General features: G+C 62.7%; 15 protein-coding genes. 11 read left to right on the top strand and 4 right to left on the bottom strand.

Features of this window, described 5'->3' with window-relative positions; genetic code table 11:
- Window positions 1-153: 153 nt before the first annotated feature.
- Both MJQ68_RS00860 and porX read right to left on the bottom strand, forming a co-directional pair.
- Window positions 154-1,566, bottom strand: a complete 1,413-nt coding sequence (locus MJQ68_RS00860; RefSeq protein ID WP_238749079.1) for a phytoene desaturase family protein — start codon at window positions 1,564-1,566, stop codon at window positions 154-156.
- A 23-nt stretch (window positions 1,567-1,589) separates the two neighbouring features.
- Window positions 1,590-3,146 carry a T9SS response regulator signal transducer PorX gene (gene porX / locus MJQ68_RS00855; protein WP_238749078.1) on the bottom strand — a complete coding sequence of 519 codons (1,557 nt, stop codon included), beginning with the start codon at window positions 3,144-3,146 and terminating at the stop codon, window positions 1,590-1,592.
- A gap of 337 nt (window positions 3,147-3,483) precedes the next feature.
- On the opposite strand from porX, the gene MJQ68_RS00850 reads away from it, so the two are divergent.
- The 10 genes from MJQ68_RS00850 to mltG all read left to right on the top strand — a co-directional run bounded on the left by MJQ68_RS00850 (window position 3,484) and on the right by mltG (window position 16,823).
- Window positions 3,484-4,593 (top strand): M42 family metallopeptidase, encoded by a 1,110-nt coding sequence (locus tag MJQ68_RS00850; protein WP_238749077.1) that lies wholly within the window; start codon window positions 3,484-3,486, stop codon window positions 4,591-4,593.
- Between the two features lie 53 nt (window positions 4,594-4,646).
- Window positions 4,647-7,898, top strand: coding sequence for a glycosyltransferase family 117 protein (locus MJQ68_RS00845; protein ID WP_238749076.1), 3,252 nt, complete (start codon window positions 4,647-4,649; stop codon window positions 7,896-7,898).
- 7 nt (window positions 7,899-7,905) lie between these two features.
- The gene (locus MJQ68_RS00840) at window positions 7,906-10,290 is read left to right on the top strand and encodes an APC family permease (protein WP_238749075.1); all 2,385 of its coding nucleotides are present in this window, start codon (window positions 7,906-7,908) and stop codon (window positions 10,288-10,290) included.
- 47 nt (window positions 10,291-10,337) lie between these two features.
- Complete coding sequence (locus MJQ68_RS00835) at window positions 10,338-10,580, top strand: UPF0175 family protein (protein ID WP_238749074.1); 243 nt, start codon at window positions 10,338-10,340, stop codon at window positions 10,578-10,580.
- A complete protein-coding gene (locus tag MJQ68_RS00830) occupies window positions 10,564-11,013 on the top strand; it encodes a DUF3368 domain-containing protein (RefSeq protein WP_238749073.1) in 450 nt (149 codons plus the stop codon). Before MJQ68_RS00835 ends, MJQ68_RS00830 begins: the two co-directional genes overlap by 17 nt.
- A complete protein-coding gene (locus MJQ68_RS00825) occupies window positions 11,010-11,492 on the top strand; it encodes a cytidine deaminase (RefSeq protein ID WP_238749072.1) in 483 nt (160 codons plus the stop codon). The genes MJQ68_RS00830 and MJQ68_RS00825 overlap by 4 nt, the downstream gene beginning before the upstream one ends.
- Window positions 11,493-11,539: 47 nt before the next feature.
- On the top strand, window positions 11,540-14,323 hold the full coding sequence (locus MJQ68_RS00820) for a M1 family metallopeptidase (protein ID WP_238749071.1): 2,784 nt from the start codon (window positions 11,540-11,542) through the stop codon (window positions 14,321-14,323).
- A gap of 1 nt (window position 14,324) precedes the next feature.
- Window positions 14,325-14,828: a hypothetical protein gene (locus tag MJQ68_RS00815; protein ID WP_238749070.1), complete on the top strand. Its 504-nt coding sequence runs from the start codon at window positions 14,325-14,327 to the stop codon at window positions 14,826-14,828.
- 150 nt (window positions 14,829-14,978) lie between these two features.
- Window positions 14,979-15,800, top strand: a complete 822-nt coding sequence (panB, locus tag MJQ68_RS00810; RefSeq protein ID WP_238749069.1) for a 3-methyl-2-oxobutanoate hydroxymethyltransferase — start codon at window positions 14,979-14,981, stop codon at window positions 15,798-15,800.
- Entirely contained in the window at window positions 15,801-16,823 is a 1,023-nt protein-coding gene (mltG, locus tag MJQ68_RS00805; protein WP_238749068.1) for an endolytic transglycosylase MltG, read from the top strand.
- 16 nt (window positions 16,824-16,839) lie between these two features.
- Here the strand turns inward: mltG and MJQ68_RS00800 are convergent, their stop codons facing one another.
- Window positions 16,840-19,695, bottom strand: a complete 2,856-nt coding sequence (locus tag MJQ68_RS00800) for a T9SS type A sorting domain-containing protein (RefSeq protein ID WP_238749067.1) — start codon at window positions 19,693-19,695, stop codon at window positions 16,840-16,842.
- Window positions 19,696-19,817: 122 nt separating this feature from the next.
- On the opposite strand from MJQ68_RS00800, the gene MJQ68_RS00795 reads away from it, so the two are divergent.
- On the top strand, window positions 19,818-20,738 hold the full coding sequence (locus tag MJQ68_RS00795; protein WP_238749066.1) for a MerR family transcriptional regulator: 921 nt from the start codon (window positions 19,818-19,820) through the stop codon (window positions 20,736-20,738).
- Here the strand turns inward: MJQ68_RS00795 and MJQ68_RS00790 are convergent.
- Complete coding sequence (locus MJQ68_RS00790) at window positions 20,698-21,567, bottom strand: tetratricopeptide repeat protein (RefSeq protein WP_238749065.1); 870 nt, start codon at window positions 21,565-21,567, stop codon at window positions 20,698-20,700. The genes MJQ68_RS00795 and MJQ68_RS00790 overlap by 41 nt on opposite strands.
- Window positions 21,568-21,655: the final 88 nt, after the last annotated feature.

The following is a 21,655-nucleotide window of genomic DNA, read 5'->3' as shown; positions in this document are numbered from 1 at the left end:
GGAGGTGCAAATTACATGTTGTGGGGGTGGATTTGGTTTCTGATTGGAAACCACCCCATACCTCATGCACGTCAGTACCGAAATGCTAACAAGGGGACCCAACAGCGATACGCAGCGCCCTTATACACCTACAAGAAGGGACCGGGAAGCGGGCTAGGCCAATGTGCGCACCACGCTGCGCGCCGCATGGTACCCATTCATCCCGTGCACGCCCCCGCCCGGCGGCGAGGAGGCCGAGCAGATAAAGATCTTCGGATTCGGCGTACTGTAGGGATCGATGCGGGTAACGGGACGGGTGAACAGCTGGGTGATATCCGCCGCACCGCCGGTGACCGCACCGCCTACGTAGTTCGGATTGTACTGCTCGAAGGCCGGGGCGTTCATGCTGCTGCGGGCCAGGATGCGGTCCCGGAAGCCGGGGGCGAAACGCTCGATCTGTCGCTCGATGGTTTCCCGCTGGTCGACCGTCGAGCCGTTGGGTACGTGGCAATAGGCCCAGCAGGTGTGCTTACCGGCGGGGGCGCGGGTGCCGTCGAACTCGCTCTGCTGGGCTAGTAGTACGTAGGGGCGTTCGGCGTGCTTGCCCTGCCAGACCCGCTTTTCGGCTGCGGCGATCTCGGCAAAGGTGCCGCCCAGGTGTACGGTGGAGGCGTCGCGGCAGCGCGGATCGGTCCACGGGATGGGCCCGTCGAGGGCGTAGTCGATCTTAAAGACGCCGGGGCCGTACACGAACTTCTCCAGCCGCCTGCGGTAGGTGCCGGGTAGCTCATCACCGGCGATGGCGGAGAGCTGGTGCGGGTTGGTGTCGAATACGTAGGACCGGGCCGGCGGGAGCTGGGAGAACTGCTCCACGCGAGTATTCAGCCGGATCTCGCCGCCGGCCTCCTCGAAGCAGCGTTGCATGGCCCCGGAGATAGCCCGGGAGCCACCCCTGGCTACCGGCCAGTCTACGGCGTGACCGGAGGCCAGGAAGGTGAGTCCCAGGGCGGTAGTGAAAAACTTATCGAAGGGCAGCACACTGTGGGCGGTACAGCCGGCAAAGAGCGCCCGGGCCCGCTCGCCGCGGAAGGCCAACTTGGAAAACAGGGTGGCGGGCAGTGCGGCCCGCATCCCGAAGCGGGCCAGGAAGAGCGGGTGTTCGGGGATACCCAGCGGACCCAGGGCATCCTCCATCAGCCAGTCGACGTGTTCGGCCAGCGGCTGTAGCAGCTTGCGGTAGGCCCGCTCGTCCGTACCCAGGCCGGCGGCGGTTTCGGCGACCGATTTGTGGAGCATGACCGCGTCCTGCCCGTCCAGCGGGTGAGCCACCGAGGCCCGGGGGAAGACCCACTCCAGTCCGTACCGCTCCAGTTGCAGTTCCTGAAAGTAGGGCGAGAGGTAGCCGAAGGGGTGCACCGCCGAGCAGACGTCGTGCCGGTAGCCAGGCAGCGTAAGTTCGGCCGTGCGGGTGCCGCCACCGATCTCGGCGTGGGCTTCCAGGATGAGCACACGCAGCCCCTGACGGGCCAGGTAGCAGCCGGCGCTGAGCCCGTTCGGCCCGGAGCCGATAATTACCGCGTCGTACATCGTAGTCATTTATCGCAGAGCCCCTACCTAGTCCGCAACCGGATCACCGGACAGATGATCTCCTCCAGGCTGATGCCCCCGTGCTGGAAGGTGTCGCGGTAGTAATTGTTGTAGTAGTTGTAGCTGTTGGGGTAGAGGAAAAACTTGTCCTCCTTGGCGAAAATGAAGCTACTGCTCAGGTTCGGACGGGGTAGTTTAGCCTCCTTGGGCTCGCGGACTTCGAGCACGTCCTTGGTCTCGTACTGGAGGTTGCGGCCCAGTTTGTAGCGCAGGTTGGTGCTGGTGTCGCGGTCGCCGATCACCCGACTGGGGGTGTTGACGCGGATGGTGCCGTGGTCCGTGGTGACGATGAGGGTGATGTCGCGCTCCGACAGCCGGCGCAGGGTAGCGTAGAGCGGGCTGTTCTCAAACCACGAGCGGGTGAGGCTACGGTAGGCTTTTTCGTCGCCGGCCAGCTCCTTGAGCACTTCCATCTCGGTGCGCGCGTGGCTGAGCATGTCGATGAAGTTATAGACGATGACCGAGAAGTCGTTGTTCAGAAAGTCGAGGGCACGGTCCTGCATCTGCCGGGCGAAGTTGGTGCGGGTCACCTTAGTGTACTCCCACTTGATGTCCTTGCGGCGCAGGAGGCGCTCGATCTGCTTGCCCAGCAGGTCGGCTTCGTGGTTGTTTTTGCCGCCCTCCTCGGAGTCGTTCAGCCACCAGTCCTTGTAGTGCTTCTCGATCTCTGCGGGCCACATGCCGGCGAAGATGGCGTTGCGGCTGTACTGGGTGGCGGTGGGCAGGATGCTGTAGAAGTAATCTTCCTCCTCCACGCGGAAGAGCTCGCTCAGGTAGGGCTCGATTACCTTCCACTGGTCGAAGCGCATGTTGTCCAGCAGCACCATCACCGTGGGGCGCTCCTTATTGAGGTGGGGGAAGACCTTTTCGCGCATCAGGTTATGGCTCATGATGGGCGCCTCGTCGCCGGCTACCCAGTCGAGGTAGTTGCGCTCGATGAACTTGCTGAACTCGGCGTTGGCCTCCCGCTTCTGCACGGCCAGGATCTCGCCCATCTGCTCGGAGTTGCTCTCGTCGAGCTTCAGCTCCCAGCCGATGATCTTCTTGTACATGTCTACCCACTCCTCCTTGTCCAGTCCCGAGTTGATCTGCATGAGCAGCTGGCGGAACTCCTGCTGGTAGTCGCTGCTAGTCTTTTCGCGCACTAGCCGCTTTTCGTCGACGATCTTCTTGAGGGTCAGCAGGATCTGCGAGGGGTTGACGGGCTTGATCAGGTAATCGGTGATCTGGCTGCCGATGGCCTCCTCCATCACGTCCTCGGCCTCGTTCTTGGTGATCATCACTACGGGAATGGACGGCTGTAGCTCCTTGATGCGGCTCAGGGTTTCCAGTCCGGTGAGACCAGGCATACTCTCATCGAGGAATACGATATCGATGTCCTTTTTCAGTTCCATCTCCTCCAGGGCGTCGTGGCCGTTGGTGACGGTAGTGACCTCGTAGCCCTTCTTCTTCAGGAACAGGAGCTGGGGCTTGAACAGGTCGATCTCGTCGTCGGCCCAGAGGATCTTGATGGGGTCCATATGCTGTGTTGTTTTGTCGGTGGTGTAGCTGAGGGGGTAACGGGGGGGCTCGGGGGGAAGTTGTTTGGGTTAGGAATGCTCGCTGCGCTTGTAGACTCAACACGGAGGGGACACGGAGGATAGCACGGAGGTGCCACGGAGACGTTGTACTATCCGTTGTACCCTACTAGTAAATTCAACCCGCACCCGCGACCCCGCCCGGAGAGTGCGTATAGCCGGTTTTATTATTTGTAGGGTCACGCTGAGGGGTTGAAGGAGCTAATTTGGCAGATTAAATTGTTGTCCGAACAATTCATTAGTTTTGGCGCCGCACCTAGTATACCCTACATAAACACCTATGAACAACTTTGCTTTGCTTCGCACGATCTGCGAAACCCCCGGCGTATCGGGCTTCGAGCGCCGTATCCGGAACGTTATCCTGGAAGAATTACGCGAGCTGGCCGACGAGGTCAGTATCGACAATATGGGCAACGTGATTGCCGTAAAGAAGGGCCGTCAGCCCAAGCGCGTGATGGTGGCCGCCCACATGGACGAGATCGGCTTCATCGTCAACCACGTCGACGACAACGGCTTCATCCGCTTCCTGCCCCTGGGCGGCTTCGACCCAAAGACACTCACCGCCCAGCGCGTGGTTGTACACGGCCGCCGGGATGTGCTGGGCGTGATGGGCTCCAAACCGATCCACATCATGAAGCCCGACGAACGCAGCAAGGTGGTGCCCATCACGGACTACTTCATCGACCTGGGCCTGCCCAAGGAGGAGGTCGATAAGCTGGTCGGCGTCGGCGACCCCATCACCCGCGAGCGCGAGCTGGTGGAGATCGGCCACTGCGTGACCGGTAAGTCGCTCGACAACCGCGTCTCCGTATTCATCCTGTTGGAGGTACTGCGCGAGCTGAAGGGACAGGACATCCCCTACGACCTCTACGCCACCTTCACCGTGCAGGAAGAGGTGGGCCTGCGGGGCGCCATGGGCAGCGTGAGCCACATCGATCCCGACTTCGGCTTCGGCCTCGACGTGACCATCGCCTACGACGTACCCGGCGGTGCACCCCAGGAGCGCGTCACCTGCCTGGGCGGCGGCGCGGCCATCAAGGTGCTCGACGGCTCAGTCATCTCTGACTACCGCATGGTCAACTACCTCAAGGGCGTGGCCCGGGACAAGGACATCAGCTACCAGCTCGAACTGCTGCCGGCCGGCGGCACCGATACGGCCGCCGTACAGCGCTACGGCAAGAAGGGCAGCATCGCCGGGGCTATTTCCATCCCCCTGCGCAACATGCACCAGGTCATCGAAATGGCCAATCAGCAGGACATTGCCGACTGCATCCGTCTGCTGGCTGAATCCATCCGCGGGCTAGACACCTACGACTGGGACTTCACCGCCGATCACGACCACCGGCCGCACCCCGACAAGACCCGCGACGAGGCACCGGACTGGCTCTAGGCCGCTCCAATATTGCGTAACTTTGCGCCGTTTGCAACGACAAGCTCCGCCACATGGGTAAATTACACCGTCTCCATCAGCTGACCGGTTGGGTGGTCTTCCTCCTCACCGCTACCGTACTGCTGCTCAGCGTAGAGCGCACGGGCAGTCTCTGGGACGTCGGCGAGTTCATCCTCGGTGCCTACAAGCTCCAGGTCGTGCACCCCCCCGGCGCTCCGCTGTTTCTGCTCATCGGCCGCATGTTTGCCGGCCTGGGCGGGCTACTGAGCGACGATCCGGCCTTCATCGCCGCCTTCGTCAACGGTATGTCGGCCCTCTGCACGGCCTTCGGGGCCACCTTCATTTCCTGGGCTACGATGCGGATGGCGCTACTGGGGCTGACCGGCCGCGACGAGCGGGCCGAGATCGGCGGCGGTCAGGTCATCGCCATTGCCGGCAGCGGACTGGTGGCCGGGCTTTCGGTCGCCTTCACGACCTCCGTCTGGTTTTCGGCCGTAGAGGGCGAGGTGTACGCCATGTCGTTCTTCTTCACCTGTATGACGGTCTGGGCGGCCATTCGCTACTACACCACGCCGCGCACGCAGGACTACCTGGCCTACCGCTGGCTGGTGTTCAGCATCTTCTGCATCGGCCTTTCCTCGGGCGTTCACCTGCTGAGTATTCTGGCCCTGCCCTTCATCACGCTGCTATTTTACCTGCGCGAGCGGGGGCAGGTGTTCCTGACGCGGGTGGCCAAGATCGTGGGCTATATGTTCGCCGCCAGTCTACTGCTCACCTCGGGCGGTCTGGCCGGTAAGATCATCGGTATTGGCGCGGTCGCGGGTGCAACGTATTTTCTGGGGGGGCGCAAGTTGCCCCGCTGGGCGCAGTTCATTGCCGCTGCGGCCTGCGGCGTGCTCATGATCGGCATCATCCAGACGCTGGTCATCATCGGCGTACCGGCCGTGTGGCAGTGGTTCGAGATCGGGATGGTGAATAGCGGCTTGCCCGTACACATCGGCATCCTACCTACCCTACTGGCTTACGGGGGGCTACTCTACCTGGCCTTTCGCTACGCCCACAAGCACAACGATCAGGGCGTACAGTTGGCGGCCATGGGCATCGCTACGATCCTGATCGCCTACAGCGTCATCGCCGTGGTGGTGATCCGGGCCGAAGCCAAGACGCCGGTCAACATGAACAATCCGGACAATGTGACCAGTCTGCTGCCCTACCTCAACCGCGAGCAGTACGGGGAGCGGAGCCTGGTGTACGGTCCGCAGTTCGAGGCCCAGATCGTGGCTACACCGCTTACCGATCGTTACGGCCTGGTCGACGGCAAGTACGAGTACACCAACTACAAGATCGACGCCGAGTACGAGAAGGACAAGCAGATGTTCTTCCCCCGCATGTACGACGGTACCCAGGGGCGGCCCAACCTCTACAAGCGCTGGATGGGCCTGGATCCCTCTCAGCCCCTGCCCGCCGGCCGGCCCAACCAGCTGGACAACGTCCGCTTCCTGTTCAACTACCAGATCGGCTGGATGTACTGGCGCTACTTCATGTGGAACTTCAGCGGTCGGCAGAACGGGCAGCAGGGCTACTACAGCTGGGACGAAAGCAGCGGCAACTGGATCACGGGCATCAAGTTCCTCGACGAGCTGCGGCTCGGTGAGCTGGACGAGCTGCCGAGCGGGTTCAGGAACGATCCCTCCCGCAACGTCTACTTCCTGATCCCCTTCCTGCTCGGCCTGCTGGGCCTGTTCTGGCACTCCGGCAAGCGGGGCGAGGAGTTTCTGGCCCTGCTGGCCCTGTTCGTCATCATGGGATTGGGCATCATCGTGTACACCAACCAGCCGCCCAACGAGCCGCGGGAACGCGACTACGTACTGGTGGGCTCCTTCATGGTCTTCTGTATGTGGATCGGCATGGCCGTGCCCGCGATCTACGAGTTCGTCAAGCAGCAGTTCCGGGCCAAGGGCCCTGCCGTGGCCGTCGGCGTAACGCTGCTGGCCCTATCCGCTCCGCTACTGATGGTGACCCAGAACTGGGACGACCACAACCGCTCGGGCCACACCGCGGCGCGCGACTACGCCCACAACTTCCTGGAGTCGGTGGACGAGAACGCCATCCTGTTCACCTACGGCGACAACGACACCTATCCCCTCTGGTACGCCCAGGAGGTGGAGGGCATCCGTACGGACGTGCGGGTAGTCAACCTCAGTCTGATCGCCGTAGACTGGTACATCGACCTGCTGCGCTACCAAATGAACGAGTCGCCGGTCATCGACCTGCAACTCACCGCGGATCAGACCCGTGGCAAACTCCGCAACAACGTACAGTTCTACAATCCGTCCCTCCCCCAGGGCACCGGCTGCGAGCAGGCCCCACCCGTGAGCCTGGAGACCTTCATGAACGAGATCGCCACGGACAAGAACCTGGTGGATCAGCGCAGTGGCCGGGTAGTCGAGACTACCTACTCTACCTGCAACGTGAGTCTGCGCGTGGACCCCAACAAACTCAAGCAGGCCCCCTGGCTGACGCCGGCCGGCAAGCCCGTAGTGCAGAACATCCCCCTGCGGATCAACGGACGGTCGATGCAGAAGGACGAGCTGGCCATCCTGGATATCATCAACTCCAACTTCTACACCCGGCCCATCTACTTTGCCGTGACCTCTAACCCCTCGAAGTTCCTGGGTCTGGAAGACTACATGCAGCTCGAAGGACTGGCCCTGCAACTGACGGCCACCCGCACGCCCTCGCAGGTGGAGCGGTACCAGAACATCGGTCCCGGCGGCATCGACGTAGACAAGAACTACGACCTGATCATGAACACCTGGAAGTGGGGTAACTTCGATACCGAGGATACCTACGTCAACACGAGCTACGCCCCGGCTATCCAGTCAATGCGCGGCGTGATGCTGCGCACGATGGACGAGCTCATGCAGCGCGGGGATACCGAGCGGGCCCTGCAGGTGGGGGATAAGTACTTCGAGGCCTTCCCGGACATGAACTTCCCCCTCTACTACGAGGCCTTTATCATGCTGGATGCCTACTTCCGCAGCGAGAATACGGAACGGGTAGCCGACGTGATCAGGACCCTGGCGCAGAACACCGCCGAACGCCTGCGCTACTACGAATCACTGGATCCGGAGATCCTGGCGCAGAGCTCGTTCCGGATGGAGCAGCGACAGGGGCAGGTCATCGCCCAACAACTCCTGCTCCAACTCGGAGCCAGCAAGAATACCGAACTGCTACAGGAGGTACAGTCTATTCTGAACGACTACCTCTACCTGGCCGAGCCACAGGAGCAGACGCCGGGTTAAGCCCCTTATGGACAAGCAAAAGTTTGGTACCGCGCCGGTCTTCTTCACGGCCATCTCGACGATCCTGGGGGCGATCATGTTCCTGCGGTTCGGCTTCGCGGTGGGCATGGTGGGCCTGGCGGGTACGATCGGTATCATCCTGATCGGCCACGCGGTGACCATCCCCACGGCCATGGCCATCGCCGAGATCGCTACCAATCAGAAAGTCGAGGGTGGCGGGGAGTACTATATTATTTCACGCAGCTTCGGACTGGTGATCGGCTCCACGATCGGTATGGCACTGTTCATGTCGCAGGCCATCTCGGTGGCCTTCTACATCATGGCCTTTACCGAAGCCTTCAAGCCGCTGCTGGACTGGGTGCGGGAGACCTACGTGCTACTGCCCTGGGCCGAAACCCTGCTGGGCTACCCCCAGACCATCGGTATTCCAGCTCTGCTGCTGCTGACCCTACTTATTCTCACTAAAGGAGCGGACCTGGGCGTCAAGGTGCTCTACACCGTGGTGGCCACGCTGGCCTTTGCGCTGGTAGCCTTCTTTGCCGGCACTACGGACTACGCCCGCGAGCACTCCGTAGAGTTCTTCAACAGCTACACGGCGGATGCGGAGGTGACGGCGGAGATACTCGATGAGCTGACTGACGAGGTACGACTGGGCGCAGGCATCGATACGGCTTACTATCCGGGAAGTAACGTGGTGGCTAAGGCCGCTCCACCGCCGCTCCCGACTAAGTCGGGATCCCCCGCCCTGCCGGCCATCAGTTTCTTTACGGTCTTTGCGATCATCTTTCCGGCCTTTACGGGGATGACGGCGGGCGTGGGCCTGTCCGGTGACCTGCGCGATCCGGGCCGAAGCATTCCCAGAGGTACGCTGGCGGCGACCATCGGGGGTATGATCGTATACTGCTTCATGGCCTGGAAACTGGCCTCCTCGGCCGCACCCGCTGACCTGGCCGATACCAGTAACCTCATCATGGCCGACATCGCCTGGCAGGGCTGGTGGCTGATCCCGCTGGGACTGGCGGCGGCCACCATCTCTTCCGCGCTGGGCTCGATCCTGGTGGCACCGCGCACCCTGCAGGCGATCGCGGCGGACAATATCTTCCCCGCCCGGGGCATCAATCAGTTTCTGGCCCGGGGTAAGGGCAAGGCCAACGAGCCCTACAATGCCAGTCTGATCACGGTGGTACTAGCGGCCTTCTTCATCCTGCTGGGCGCGCTGGATAGCGTGGCGGAGATCATCTCGATGTTCTTCATGGTCACCTACGGTTCGCTCTGCCTGATCAGCTTCCTGAACCATTTTGCGGCCGACCCCAGCTACCGGCCTACCTTCCGCTCCAAGTGGTACGTTTCGCTCTTCGGCGCGGTGGCCTGTTTTGGGCTGATGTTCTTCATGAACTCTACCTACGCGGCCGCGGCGGTGGTCCTGATCGGTCTGCTGTACGTCTACATTGCCTACAGTAACCCCGATAAGCGGAGTCTGGCGCTGATCTTCCAGGGGGTGATCTTCCAGATCAGCCGGCGGATCCAGATCTTCCTGCAGAAGGCGGACAAGGAGGAAAAGCAGACCTGGCGGCCGAGTGCGATCGCGGTGAGCAGTGCCACCTTCACGCGGCTGGGGGCCTTCGACTTCCTGCGGTGGATCTCGCAGAAGTACAGCTTCGGCACCTACCTGCACTACATCAACGGCTACCTGAGCCACGATACCTCGGAGGACGCGGCACGGACCAAGGAGCGTATCATCCGCATGGCCGAGGCGACCGAGAGTCGGATCTACGTGGACACGATCGTGTCGCCCTCTTACACCTCGGCGATCGCGCAGATCATCCAGTTTCCCGGCATCGCGGGCACGGAGAATAACCTGCTTCTGCTCGAGTACTCGAAGCAGACCGGCGAGGGGCTGGAGAACATCATCGACAACTTCAAGCTCATCAAGTCGGTCGACTTCAACATAGGGATCCTGGGGCTATCCGAGCGGGGCTTTGGGTTGAAGCGGACGATCCACGTATGGGTCACCCGCGCCCACTACGAGAGTGCTAACCTGATGATCCTGCTGGCCTACATCATGACCGGCCACCCGGACTGGAAGAACGCCGAGATCCGCCTGTTTGCCGTCTTCGAGGAATCGAAGCTGGTCGAGGAAGAGCAGCGGATGTACGACCTGATCGAGACGGGGCAGCTGCCCATCAGCCGCAACAACATCGACGTGCTCTGCCGGCAGGACGATACGGACTCCCGCAGCGTGATCGCCCGCAAGTCGGGCGAGGCGGACCTGGTCATCCTGGGCTTCCGGGACGAGGCCATCAAGCGCATGAAGGGCGATCTGTTCGCTGGCTACGAGGAGATCGGCAACGTACTGTTCGTGAACGCTACGGAGGAGGTGAAGATCCGGTAGGGCAACTTCCGTATTTTGCGGTATGTTATCACCTAAACTCCAGCGTAATGGGCGTACAGATTGAGGTTCCGGACAGTGTGGGACTGAGTGATTTCGAGCTCAGGATGAATCTCGCCGCTAAGCTCTTTGAGCGCGGGCTAGTCACCACCGAGCAGGGCGCCGCGATGGTAGAGTTGGGTACCTCTGCATTTGTCCAGTTGCTGGGACATTACGGGGTATCGGTCATCCAGTACGGGGTAGACGAAGCGCTGGGCGACCTGGAAAATGCGCGACGTGCTAGTAGTCTGTGACGCTAGTCCGCTCATCGCACTATGTGCCATCGGCCGGATCGACCTGCTGCGATCACTCTTTAGCGATATATGGATCACCGACTTGGTACGCGCCGAGATTAAGGCCGATCTACCCGACTGGATTCAAATAACTACCCAGTACAATCCGGACGATTTTGCGCTACTTCGTGTAGGTCTGGACCGGGGAGAAGCAAGTGCTATAGCATTTGCGATGGGGCAAGAAAACGCCACACTGATCATCGATGAATTGGCGGGAAGGCGCGTAGCGCGCGAACTCGGCATACCGCTTACCGGTCTGGTCGGCGTACTGCTGCTGGGTATTGAAAAGAACCTCATCGCGTCGGGCAGCGAGATCGTTGCCGATTTACGGACTCACGGATTCTGGCTTTCCAGCAAATTAGAGCGATTATTAAGCGATCAGCCCACCCCATGAAACAACATACCCTCTCCATCCCCTACACCGCCTACCCCACGCCAGACGCTCTACCCTCGCAGGATCAGGACCTTCTCGATGCCGCCACCGCCGCCCTACCCCACAGCTACTCCCCCTACTCCAACTTCAAGGTAGCCGCCGCGGCCCTACTCGAGGATGGCACCGTAGTAGCCGCTGCTAATACCGAGAACGCAGCCTACCCCATGTGCATCTGCGCTGAGCCCAACGCTATGGCCGTCGCAGCTGCCCTGCGCCCGGGCGTACCCGTAGTGAGCATGGCCATTACGGTACGGGCACCGGGGCGGGTGCTGGACGTGCCGGCCAGTCCCTGCGGCTCCTGCCGCCAGATCCTGAGCGAGCACGAGAGCCGGTTCGGACACCAGCTGCGGCTCGTGCTGCGGGCAGAGGCCGGGCCGGTGTACGTGTTCGATTCGGCCAGCGTGCTGCTGCCTTTCGGCTTTAGCGGCAAGCTGCTCTGAAGTCGGTGGTCGAGTGGTCTCGACCTAAACCTGCTAGCTTTGCCGGCATGCGTATCGTCCTGTACCTCGTGCTCCTTCTGTCCGGCTCCCTCATGGGCCAGGACGATTACTTTCAGCAGGACGTCAGCTACGACATCCGTGTGCGGCTCGATGACCGGCGCCACGAGCTGCACGGCGACCTTACGCTACAGTACACCAACAACGCCCCACACGCACTCGATTCCCTGTACTTCCACCTTTGGCCCCGAGCCTATAGCAGTGAGACGACCGCCTTTGCCCGGCAACTACTGCGCAACGGCAGCACCCGCTTTCACTTTGCCGACCCCTCCCTGCGCGGCACCCTCGACAGCCTAAGCTTTCGGGTGGCGGACCAGCCGGCGGCCTTCCGGTACACGGACGATCCAGATATCGGGGTACTCCTGCTGCCTACTCCCCTGTCCAGTGGCGCTACGGTCACCGTTACGACCCCCTTCCGGGTGAAGATTCCGCGCAGTTTTAGCCGGCTCGGACGCGTAGGAGAGTCCTACCAGCTCACCCAGTGGTACCCCAAGCCGGCTGTGTACGACCGCACGGGCTGGCATCCCATGCCCTACCTCGACCAGGGGGAGTTTTACAGCGAGTTTGGGTACTTTCGGGTGCAGCTTACCCTGCCGGAGAATTACGTCGTAGCAGCCACCGGCGTACTGCAGGAAAGCGCGGAGCGCGACTGGCTCCTGGCCCGGGCCGATAGTACCGCCCGGTCGCTCGCCCAGCATAGCGACCTGCCGACCGGCTACGTAGCCGAGCCCTACCCCGCCTCGTCTGCCCGCGAGAAGACCATCACCTACACCGCCGAACGGGTGCACGATTTCGCCTGGTTTGCCGACAAGCGCTTCGCCGTTCTCCACGATACCCTGCACCTGCGTGACGCGCCCGCTACCGACGTTTGGGCCTTCTTCACGCAGACCGAGGCAGACCTCTGGCAGCATAGTCTGACCTACCTGAAGCGTGCCACCCGCTTCTACTCCGACCGCGTAGGCACCTATCCCTACCCCCAGGTGACGGGCGTGCAGTCGGCCCTGAGTGCCGGCGCCGGCATGGAGTACCCAATGATCACCGTGATCGGGCGAAGTGGGAGTGCCTACGGTCTGGACGAGGTACTGGCGCACGAGGTCGGCCACAACTGGTTCTACGGCATCCTGGGGAGCAACGAGCGCGACCACCCCTGGATGGACGAGGGGCTGAACAGCTACTACGAGGGACGCTACACTCAGCAGTACTACCCCGAGCGCAGTGGCCGGATGCAGGTGATCCCCGGCCGCGAGATTGATCTGGACGCGCTGGGCTACCGCTTCCTCCGCCGGATGGGCAGGGATCAGGCCCCGGATACCCCCAGCGACAGCCTGAGTCAGTTCAACTACTTCATGGGGGCGTACAGCAAGCCGGAGCTGGTACTACAGCAGCTCGAGCAGCGCATCGGACGGGACGCACTCGACGCGACCTTCCAACGGTACTACACCCAGTGGCAGTTTCGGCACCCGCAACCAGAGGACCTTTACGCCGTGCTGGGCGCAGAAGGCGGCTACCTGCGTGATGCCATGGAATCAACCGAGGCGGGTAACTTTAATGAGGCCGCGAAGCAGCAAGCAAAGGGGGTAGGCGGACTCAGCCTCGGTCTGGTCACCGACCAGGAGGACGGACGGACGCAGCTCTTCGTCACCCCCCTCCTCGGCTTCAATGCGAACGATGGCTTCATGGCCGGCGGAGCGCTGCACAACCGGACCCTGGAACCGAAGCAGGTCGAATTTCTAGCCGTACCCCTTTACGCCTTCGGCAGCAAGCAGTTGGCGGGATTCGCGGGGGCCCGCTACCGACTGACCCGCCCCCTCGATCGGATACAGCGGCTGGAGGTGAGTGCCGGGGTGCAGCGCTTCAGCGACTTCCGGCCCACCGCCGCCCGCCTGGATAGCCTGGACCTCGTGTACGGCTATACCCGCACCGCCGTGAAGACGGAGCTGTACTTCGACCACCCCGCGGTGTCGCAGCGCAGCAGTAGTCTATACACCCGCCTGATCAACCTACGGCAGCAGCGGCCGGCCTTCACCGAGGAGGGGGTACTGCTCGACGATCCCGGCGTGATCACCACCAACTTTCTCCAGCTCGGCTACCGGGCCGCCGTGGACCGTACCATCAATCCCGTAGCGTACGACCTGCGTTTGGAGTACCGCGCCGGCGACCCCGACCTGAGCCGGGAGGTCAACAACCTGCGCCTGGACGGCAGTCTGCATGGCAGCTACCTCTACCGCCGCGGCCGACGGATCCGGGCCCGGCTGTACGGAGGGGTATTCCTCGCCCACACCGAGCGCGACCGGACCACCTCGCCGGCTTACAGCTTTTCGCTGGTCGATAACGCCGCCAGCGACTACCGCTACGACGACCTCTACCTGGGCCGCAACCGCGACGGGGGCTACGGACAGCAGCTCGAGCAGCGGCAGGGCGGCTTTCGGGCACCCATCGCCGCCGCCTTTACCTACGGCCGCAGCAACACCTACCTCACGGCCCTCAACCTGGACGCCGACCTGCCCATCCCCCTGCCCATCGGAGTGTACTTCGACGCCGGCATGTATGGCTCCCGCCCCACCCTTTCCAGCGATCCGACCAACGCGTTCAACTACGTAGCCGGCCTGTCCGTCAACATCCTGCGCGACCAGTTCCACCTCTACGTGCCCCTGCTGGCCGGCGGCACCACCCGCAACCTGCTCGAGCAGCGCGGCAACCTGGCCGAGCGCCTCGTGCTCCGTCTCAACCTCACCCACCTCCTGCCCTGGCACCTTATCGATAAGCTCCCCTAGCGTGACCCTCAACGACTTTTACGCCTTCGCGGCCAGCCACCACAGTCAGGTGGTCTTCTACTTCGCCCTCGTACCTTTTGCCGCCCTGCTGGCCGGCTTCATGGAGCGCCGCGAGGGCCACCTGCCGCCCTGGAACTACCTCTACAGCGCCATGCTGTACTTGGTCGCCATCCCGGCCGTCTTCTCCGTCGGGCTCACCGCCTACCGCTGGCTCTTCGAGCGCAGCAGCATCATGGAAGCCGACCTGGTACTGCAGATCGTGCCCGTCATCAGCCTGATCCTCACCGTCTTGTTCATCCGGCGGCAGGTCTCCCTACGGGCGCTGCCGGGCTTCGGCCGCCTGAGCGGACTGGTCCTCCTCATCGCCGCCGGACTGATCCTGCTCTGGGGCATCGACCGCACGCGCATCATCCTATTCAGTCAGCTACCGATGCAGTACCTGGTAGCTGTCTTCCTCTTGCTGCTGATCGTGCTGCGGTATGGGTTTAAAAGAGTAGTGGGGTAGTTCTGTGGTTCTGTAGTGCCGATGTTGGAGGCGTGATAGACGTAGTAGCTACGGTAGGCGCGCTAGATTGCGTAGATGCGGTAGAGGGCGGGGGCGCAGGTGCAAGGCCACACTACAAGACTAACCCACTACCGAACTACCTTTACCCCCATGAGCGTACATAAGGTAGCTGACGTAAAGCGGGTCACCACCCACACCCTACAGGCCATGAAGCGGGCCGGCGAGAAGATCGCCATGCTGACCGCCTATGATTTTTCCATGGCGCGGATCCTGGATGCGGGTGGGGCGGACGTGCTGCTGGTCGGTGATTCGGCGAGCAATGTCATGGCCGGTCACGAGACTACCCTACCCATCACACTGGATCAGATGATCTACCACGCAGCCAGCGTCGTGCGCGGCGTACAGCGGGCACTGGTGATCGTGGACCTGCCCTTCGGCACCTACCAGGGCGACAGCAAGATGGCTCTCAAGTCGAGTATCCGCATCATGAAGGAAAGCGGTGCCCACGCCGTGAAGCTGGAGGGCGGACAGGAAGTAGAAGACAGCATCCGCCGTATCCTCAGTGCCGGTATCCCCGTGATGGGCCACCTGGGTCTCACGCCGCAGTCGATCTACAAGTTCGGCACCTATACCGTGCGCGCCAAGCAGGAGGCGGAGGCGCGCCGGCTGCTCAAGGACGCCAAGATGCTCGACGAACTGGGCTGCTTCGGCATGGTGCTGGAGAAGATCCCCGCCGAGCTGGCCCAGAAGGTGAGCGAGTCGGTCGACGTACCCACCATCGGGATCGGCGGCGGTATGCACTGCGACGGGCAGGTACTCGTGACCCAGGATATGCTGGGCATCACCAAGGACTTTCACCCCCGCTTCCTGCGCCGCTACGCCGAGCTGTTCGACGTGATCCGGGAGGCTACCCAGGCCTACGTGAGCGATGTGAAGGCTCAGGCGTTTCCTAACGATAAGGAACAGTATTAGATGAAACAGCTGATTGCCCTATTGATCCTCGTAGTCCTGGCCGTGCTGGGCTACGCCTATTACGAAGTGATGGTTCGCCCCGTAGTGCCCGAGGGCGGCGATCCGGTAGCCATCGAGATCCCCACCGGCAGCAGCTACGAGCAGGTCATGGACAGCCTGGCCGTACACGGCATCACCCCCAACCGCCTGTTCTTCGACCCCCTGGCCGAACGTATGGAGTTCAACCGGCCGCGCATGCGGGCCGGTCGCTTCACTCTGGCGCCCGGTACCAGCAGCGTCGGACTGATCCGCAAGCTGCGCAGCGGTGCCCAGGCTACGGTAGATGTCGTACTCACCACCGAGCGCGAACCCATGAACGTAGCGGCCAAAGTGGCCCGCTTCCTGGAGCCCGACAGCCTGGCCTTCCAGCAACTGTTTCAGGATACGGCCTTCATCGACAGCATCGGCTTTACCCCCGAGACGCTGCAGACGCTCTTCATCCCCAATACCTACGAGATGTACTGGAACGCCACGCCGCGCGAGTTCGTCGCCCGCATGGTGAAGGAGCACGAACGCTTCTGGCGCGCCAACGACCGCATGGCCAAGGCAGCCGCCCGCGACCTCTCCCCCGCCGAAGTCTACACCCTGGCCAGCATCGTCGAAAAGGAGAGCCTGCAGGCTACGGAGCGGCCCCGCATCGCCGGCGTATACCTCAACCGTATCCGCATCGGTATGCCACTCCAGGCCGATCCCACCGCTGTATTTGCCACCCGTGAGTTCGACGTCGGTCGAGTGCTCAACCGGCACATCGAGTTCGACAATCCCTACAATACCTACGTCTACCGCGGACTGCCCCCCGGCCCCATCACCATGTCCAGCGTAGGGAGTATCGACGCAGTGCTCTCCCCCGAGCAGCACGACTACCTGTACTTCTGTGCCCGGGGCGACGGCAGCGGCCTGCACAATTTCGCCAGCACCCTGGGGGGCCACTCGCGCAACATCGCTATCTACGTAGCCAACCTGAAGCTGCGGGGCATCCGCTAGCTCACCTCTCACCACCCTACTCTTTCACCACCCGCACGGTCCGCGCCGACTCTCCGGCCCGCACCCGTACGAAGTACAGCCCCGTCGGCTGATCTCCCAGGTTGATCTCCGTAGCCAGCTCCCGACTGCGCCCCAGGTCGAGGTCCATGACGCGACGCCCACGACTGTCGTATACCGTCACGCCCAGGTCTACGGCCGTAGCCAGTCCCAGGCGGAGCGCGATGCGGTCCGCCGTAGGGTTGGGGAAAAGCTCCAGTCCGGCGAGTGGGCCCGCCTGATCGGTGCTTACCGCCAGCAGGTCTACGCCAAAGCTGCGCGAACCGGTACAGCCTAGTGCATCGGTCACGGTCACGGAGTAGTCCGCTACGCTGAGGCTGTCGACGGACTGGGTACTGTCTCCCGTACTCCAGGCGTAGGTGTACGGCGCCACTCCACCACTTACGTCGAGGTAGGCTGCCCCGTCGTCGGCGAATATGCCCGAGGGGGGCGAGGTGGTCAGACCGATAGTAAGTCCGGTAGCACAGCGGCTCACGCTGATGTCGTCGAAGTCCACGAAGAAGTTTCCGCTGCCGTAGGTCACCGTGAAGGTGAGCGAAGCGGTCTGCCCCGCCAGCTCCCCCAGCCCGATGGAAAAGTCCGTGCTGGTGACGTCCGTTCCGGAAAACAGTTCGATCTCGGTGGAGTCGCAGCCAGTGCGTGCAGTGACCCGCAAACTGCGGATACCGTCTGCAATAGGATTGCCCCCCACGTCGCGCCGGCCGAGCGTGAAGGCGAGCACATCGTCAGCCGCGAAGGGACCGTAACTGGAGGTAGTAAAGGACAGCACGGTATCCTGCGCACTGAGGTTGTCCGTCAGCGCGATGGAGGGGTGGCCCGGCCGCTGAGCGATCACGGCATCCTCCGGCAATTGCCAGCCCCGGGGCCGCCGCCCGTCTTCGAAGTCGACCAGGAAGGGCACCCGCTGCGTAGGCTGGTAGACCAGCACGGTGGTATCGTTGTAGGTAGCTATATCGTCTGGCGCAGACACCCAGGCCTCCACCACGACCGGGTCCGGTGGGGTCACGTCGATCATCGTGGGAATGCGCACCCGCGCCCGGTTGCCCAGGGTAGTGGGGGCGGCGGCGCGTACGGAATCTACCGTTCCTCCGTTGACGCGGTAGCTGACCGTGACGCTATCCCGGCGCTCCTGTCCGATATCCGTGAAGGTGAACTGCAGGGTATCCGTCCCGTCCCCACAACCGTCGAAGGACAGGAACTCCGCCCCCACGGCCGCAAAGTCGACCTGCTGCTGCGCGGTCAGACGGATGTTATCGATGGCTACCCCTTCGCGCTGCCCGTCGCCGTCGCTGACGAATACGAAGCGCATCCGCACGTCGCCCTCTCCCGCCAGTCCGCTGAGCCGGGAGCCCACCAGGGCGTAGCCTTCGCCCAGACCGCCGTCGCCGTCCCACCGCCGCGCGCTGCGGTTATTGTACCAGTTGATGCTGCTGGCGTTCGTTTCGGCCCGGCGGTAGGTGGTGCCACCATCAGTGGACACTTCCAGGTACAGGCCATCGAAGCCCGCCTCGGTATCTACGTTCAGCAGGAAGGACAGGAAGGGATCCGCGTCCAACCCTGAAAAGTCGAAGCAGGGGGAGGTCAGGTAGCTGCGCTCATCGGCACTGTAGGTACCATCGGCGTTGGTCACGTAGGCCGACTCGCCCGAGCCCGCCCGGGTGATCCGATTGGTTTGCGGCTGCGCGCGTTCCCAGGTCGCGGGGCCCCGACCGGCCCGTTCCGGGAGCCAGAAGCCGGCCGACTGCTCGAAGTCCTGCAGGTAGGGCAATTGCCGGATGACGGGCCGGCGGATCACCTGCGTAGTGAGCCGGTCATTGCTACGGTTCTCATCGTCCTCCAGTCCCGTGAAGAGCTCGAAGGTGTACACGCCTGGCTCGCCCACTTGCGTCCGCACGTCGAAGGTGAAGAACTCGGTGCTGTCTACCCCTAGCACCCCGGTAAAAATGCCGTCGAAGGGGGTGTTGACGCCCCCCGGCACGCCATTTACGGCAAAGTCGACATTGAAGAACTGCTGGGCCTCGCCCCCGAAGTTGGTGATGCCGATGGTAACTGAATCCGCACCCGCGCCCGCGCACGCATCGGCCGTCGGGTTGCGGAGTACCGTCACGCCGATGTCGCGCCGCAACTGGGTCATAGCCCGGAAGGGGCCGCGCCGCACCGTGGTGTCCCCCGAAGCCGCACAGCGGGTGGATACGTAAAAGGTATAGGCCGTGTTAGGCAGTAGATCGTTGATGCGCACTGCCGTATCCCGGGTTTCTACGGTGGTGCCGGCGCCCGTGGCGGGATCGAAGTCGCCCTCCCCGTACTCGATCACGTAAGTGGGCTGGGCGGCGGCCGGTACGGAGCGGAACCGCAGGCTCACCGAATTGTACCGTACCCGAAACAACTCAATGGACGATAGGGGCGGCGGCGCGCAGCTGCGGCACTGAGCGGTAAAGGTGGTAAGGCTGGGCGAGTCAGCCGGACTCTGTACGGTATAGATGAGGCTGTCGTTGTTGTCCAGTACGGACAGCGTCACTTCCTCGGCAAAGGCACCCGCGTCGAAGCCTAGGGTGACCACGTCGCCAGTGTTGACGGGGAAGAAGAAGTCGCGGCGGCTCCCATCGTCCTGCATCGCGTCCAGGGTATAGGTGTACGGGCGGTCGGCGACGGTGACCGTGACGCTGCCTCCGTTGAACCCGTCCCCGCCGCTGTCCTCGAGGCGGAGCTGGTAGAAGCAGTCGGAGGTGGCCTGCTGCGCATCGACGGTGCCGGAAAGCAGGCCGAGAACGAACAGATAGATCAGGGAGCGAAGCGGGTGTAGCGGTAGTTGCATAGGGTCGGTCTAGGGGGAGTGGCGAAAAATACCACAAAGGCAGCGAACGAGACGACCTGAACCATTCACGAAGGTCGGCGTTAGTCCCCCGAATATCCAATACTCACTTTTCCCCAATAATTGTGGCGGTTTACTCCATCAAGGACGTAGAAAAACTGACCGGCATCCGTGCCCACACGCTCCGTGCGTGGGAGCAGCGCTATGATCTGGTCACCCCCCGCCGCTCGAGTACCAACGTGCGCTACTACCTCGACGAGGACCTGCAGGAGCTCACCACCGTGGCCGTCCTGAATAAGCATGGCTACAAGATCAGTAAGATCGCCGCCATGAGCTGTGCCGAGCGGGCCGGGCACCTGGCGCGGGTGTCGAGCCTGAACGTCGGACCCGAGATGCAGCTCGACGCACTCACGCTCTCGATCGTGGAGATGGACGAGGAGAAGTTCAGCCTCATCATCGACAACAACATCGAGCAGCAGGGCTTCGAGCGCACCATGATGGAGGTGGTGTACCCCTTTCTGGATAAGCTGGGAGTGCTCTACTTCACCCGCTCGGTATCGCCGGCGCAGGAGGCCTTCGCCAGTCACCTGATCCGGCAGAAGGTAGTGGCTGCGACTAACCAGCTGCCCGTGGCGCCCGACGCAGAGCTGCCCGTGTTCGCCCTCTTTCTGCCCCAGGGAGAGCGGCAGGAACTGAGCCTGCTCTTTATGCAATTTTTGCTGCGGCAACGCGGCTTCACCGCCCTGTACCTGGGGGCCCACATCGGTCCGGAAGACCTGGCGGACGTCTGCCGGGTGCGCGAGGTCGACTACCTGTTCACGATCCTATCTACCGGCTACGTAGAGCGGCCAGTGGAGCAACTGGTGGAGGATATTCTGGCCCACTGTACCGATGCCCGGCTACTGCTGGCGGGCTACCAGGCCAATCTGCACGACCTGAGCGGCCTGCCGCGCACCGAGACCGTAGCGGGGCTTCAGGAGTTTCTTGCCTACCTCGACCGCTTGCTCAATATGCCCGCAGATCGGAGTACTGTTGCAGCGAGATAATTTGCCAATCATTGAGGACGCGTTCTACCTCGGCGGGATGCACCGCCGCCAGGGCCACCAGCGCGGTGCCCAGCTCCGGGCGGGGCAGTAGATCGCTGTAGTATTCGGGGAAGGCACGGCGCTCGTCCTCGCTGGCCCGCGCGGGATCGGGCTGCACGGCGGCGCGGGTAGCGTTGCTCCATACCTCGAAGCCCAGTCCGGCCTCGTAGCACAGTTTTTCGAGTTGCTCGATGGCCGGCTCACTGCCGGTGTGCAGCAGGCAGCTGAAGGTGCGGTAGGGCGAGCGCTTGAGCGTATCTACGGCCCGGTAGATGGGCACGCGGCGGCGGCGGATGACGTTGTAGCCCTTCTGTCCGCGGCGGTCGTACAGCACCAGATCGCGGTAGCGGGTGCCGCTGCCCGGGTGGGGAATGCTCACCACCCGGGCCCGCGACGCGTCCAGGGGCTGCATCCAGAGGATCTCGTAGCCATCGTCGTGCTGGAGCTGTAGGCCCAGGGGCTGATCGTAGCGCAGGCGGTCGAAGCCGAACTTGGCCCAGACGGTCTGGGCGGTGCGCATGCGCTTCAGGGCTACGGCGGCCAGGCCCAGCTGCCACCAGGCGTCGCGGTCGTCGGCATCCAGTGCTACGGCCTTGCTCCAGTAGTGGAAGGCGGGCTTCCACTCGCGGCGGCGGGTGTAGATGGTGCCTAGACTGCGGTAGGCGTCGGCCCAGTCGGGCACCAGGCGGGTCACCTTCTTGAGCAGCTTCACGGCGGTGTAGGGATCGCCGACCCGGTCGTAGCGAAGCGCCTGCGCGTAAAGCTCCATGTAGTTCGGTGGCAATTGCATAGTCCAGTAGCTGCCGGCACGGGTCCGGAAGATTGTTAACGTATCGGCGCAGGCAGGGTTTTGTGGGTCAACCCCCCCGCGGGCTTGG

It is taken from the genome of Neolewinella maritima (genome assembly GCF_923081025.1).
GTDB classification, from domain to species: Bacteria; Bacteroidota; Bacteroidia; order Chitinophagales; family Saprospiraceae; genus Neolewinella; species Neolewinella maritima.
This window is presented reverse-complemented; position numbering and strand designations above follow the sequence as displayed.

Bases quoted from the DNA above. Each gene is read 5' to 3' on its own strand.
- MJQ68_RS00860 (WP_238749079.1), bottom strand. From the start codon at position 1,566: ATGTACGACGCGGTAATTATCGGCTCCGGGCCGAACGGGCTCAGCGCC.
- porX (WP_238749078.1), bottom strand. From the start codon at position 3,146: ATGGACCCCATCAAGATCCTCTGGGCCGACGACGAGATCGACCTGTTC.
- MJQ68_RS00850 (WP_238749077.1), top strand. From the start codon at position 3,484: ATGAACAACTTTGCTTTGCTTCGCACGATCTGCGAAACCCCCGGCGTA.
- MJQ68_RS00845 (WP_238749076.1), top strand. From the start codon at position 4,647: ATGGGTAAATTACACCGTCTCCATCAGCTGACCGGTTGGGTGGTCTTC.
- MJQ68_RS00840 (WP_238749075.1), top strand. From the start codon at position 7,906: ATGGACAAGCAAAAGTTTGGTACCGCGCCGGTCTTCTTCACGGCCATC.
- MJQ68_RS00835 (WP_238749074.1), top strand. From the start codon at position 10,338: ATGGGCGTACAGATTGAGGTTCCGGACAGTGTGGGACTGAGTGATTTC.
- MJQ68_RS00825 (WP_238749072.1), top strand. From the start codon at position 11,010: ATGAAACAACATACCCTCTCCATCCCCTACACCGCCTACCCCACGCCA.
- MJQ68_RS00820 (WP_238749071.1), top strand. From the start codon at position 11,540: ATGCGTATCGTCCTGTACCTCGTGCTCCTTCTGTCCGGCTCCCTCATG.
- panB (WP_238749069.1), top strand. From the start codon at position 14,979: ATGAGCGTACATAAGGTAGCTGACGTAAAGCGGGTCACCACCCACACC.
- mltG (WP_238749068.1), top strand. From the start codon at position 15,801: ATGAAACAGCTGATTGCCCTATTGATCCTCGTAGTCCTGGCCGTGCTG.
- MJQ68_RS00800 (WP_238749067.1), bottom strand. From the start codon at position 19,695: ATGCAACTACCGCTACACCCGCTTCGCTCCCTGATCTATCTGTTCGTT.
- MJQ68_RS00790 (WP_238749065.1), bottom strand. From the start codon at position 21,567: ATGCAATTGCCACCGAACTACATGGAGCTTTACGCGCAGGCGCTTCGC.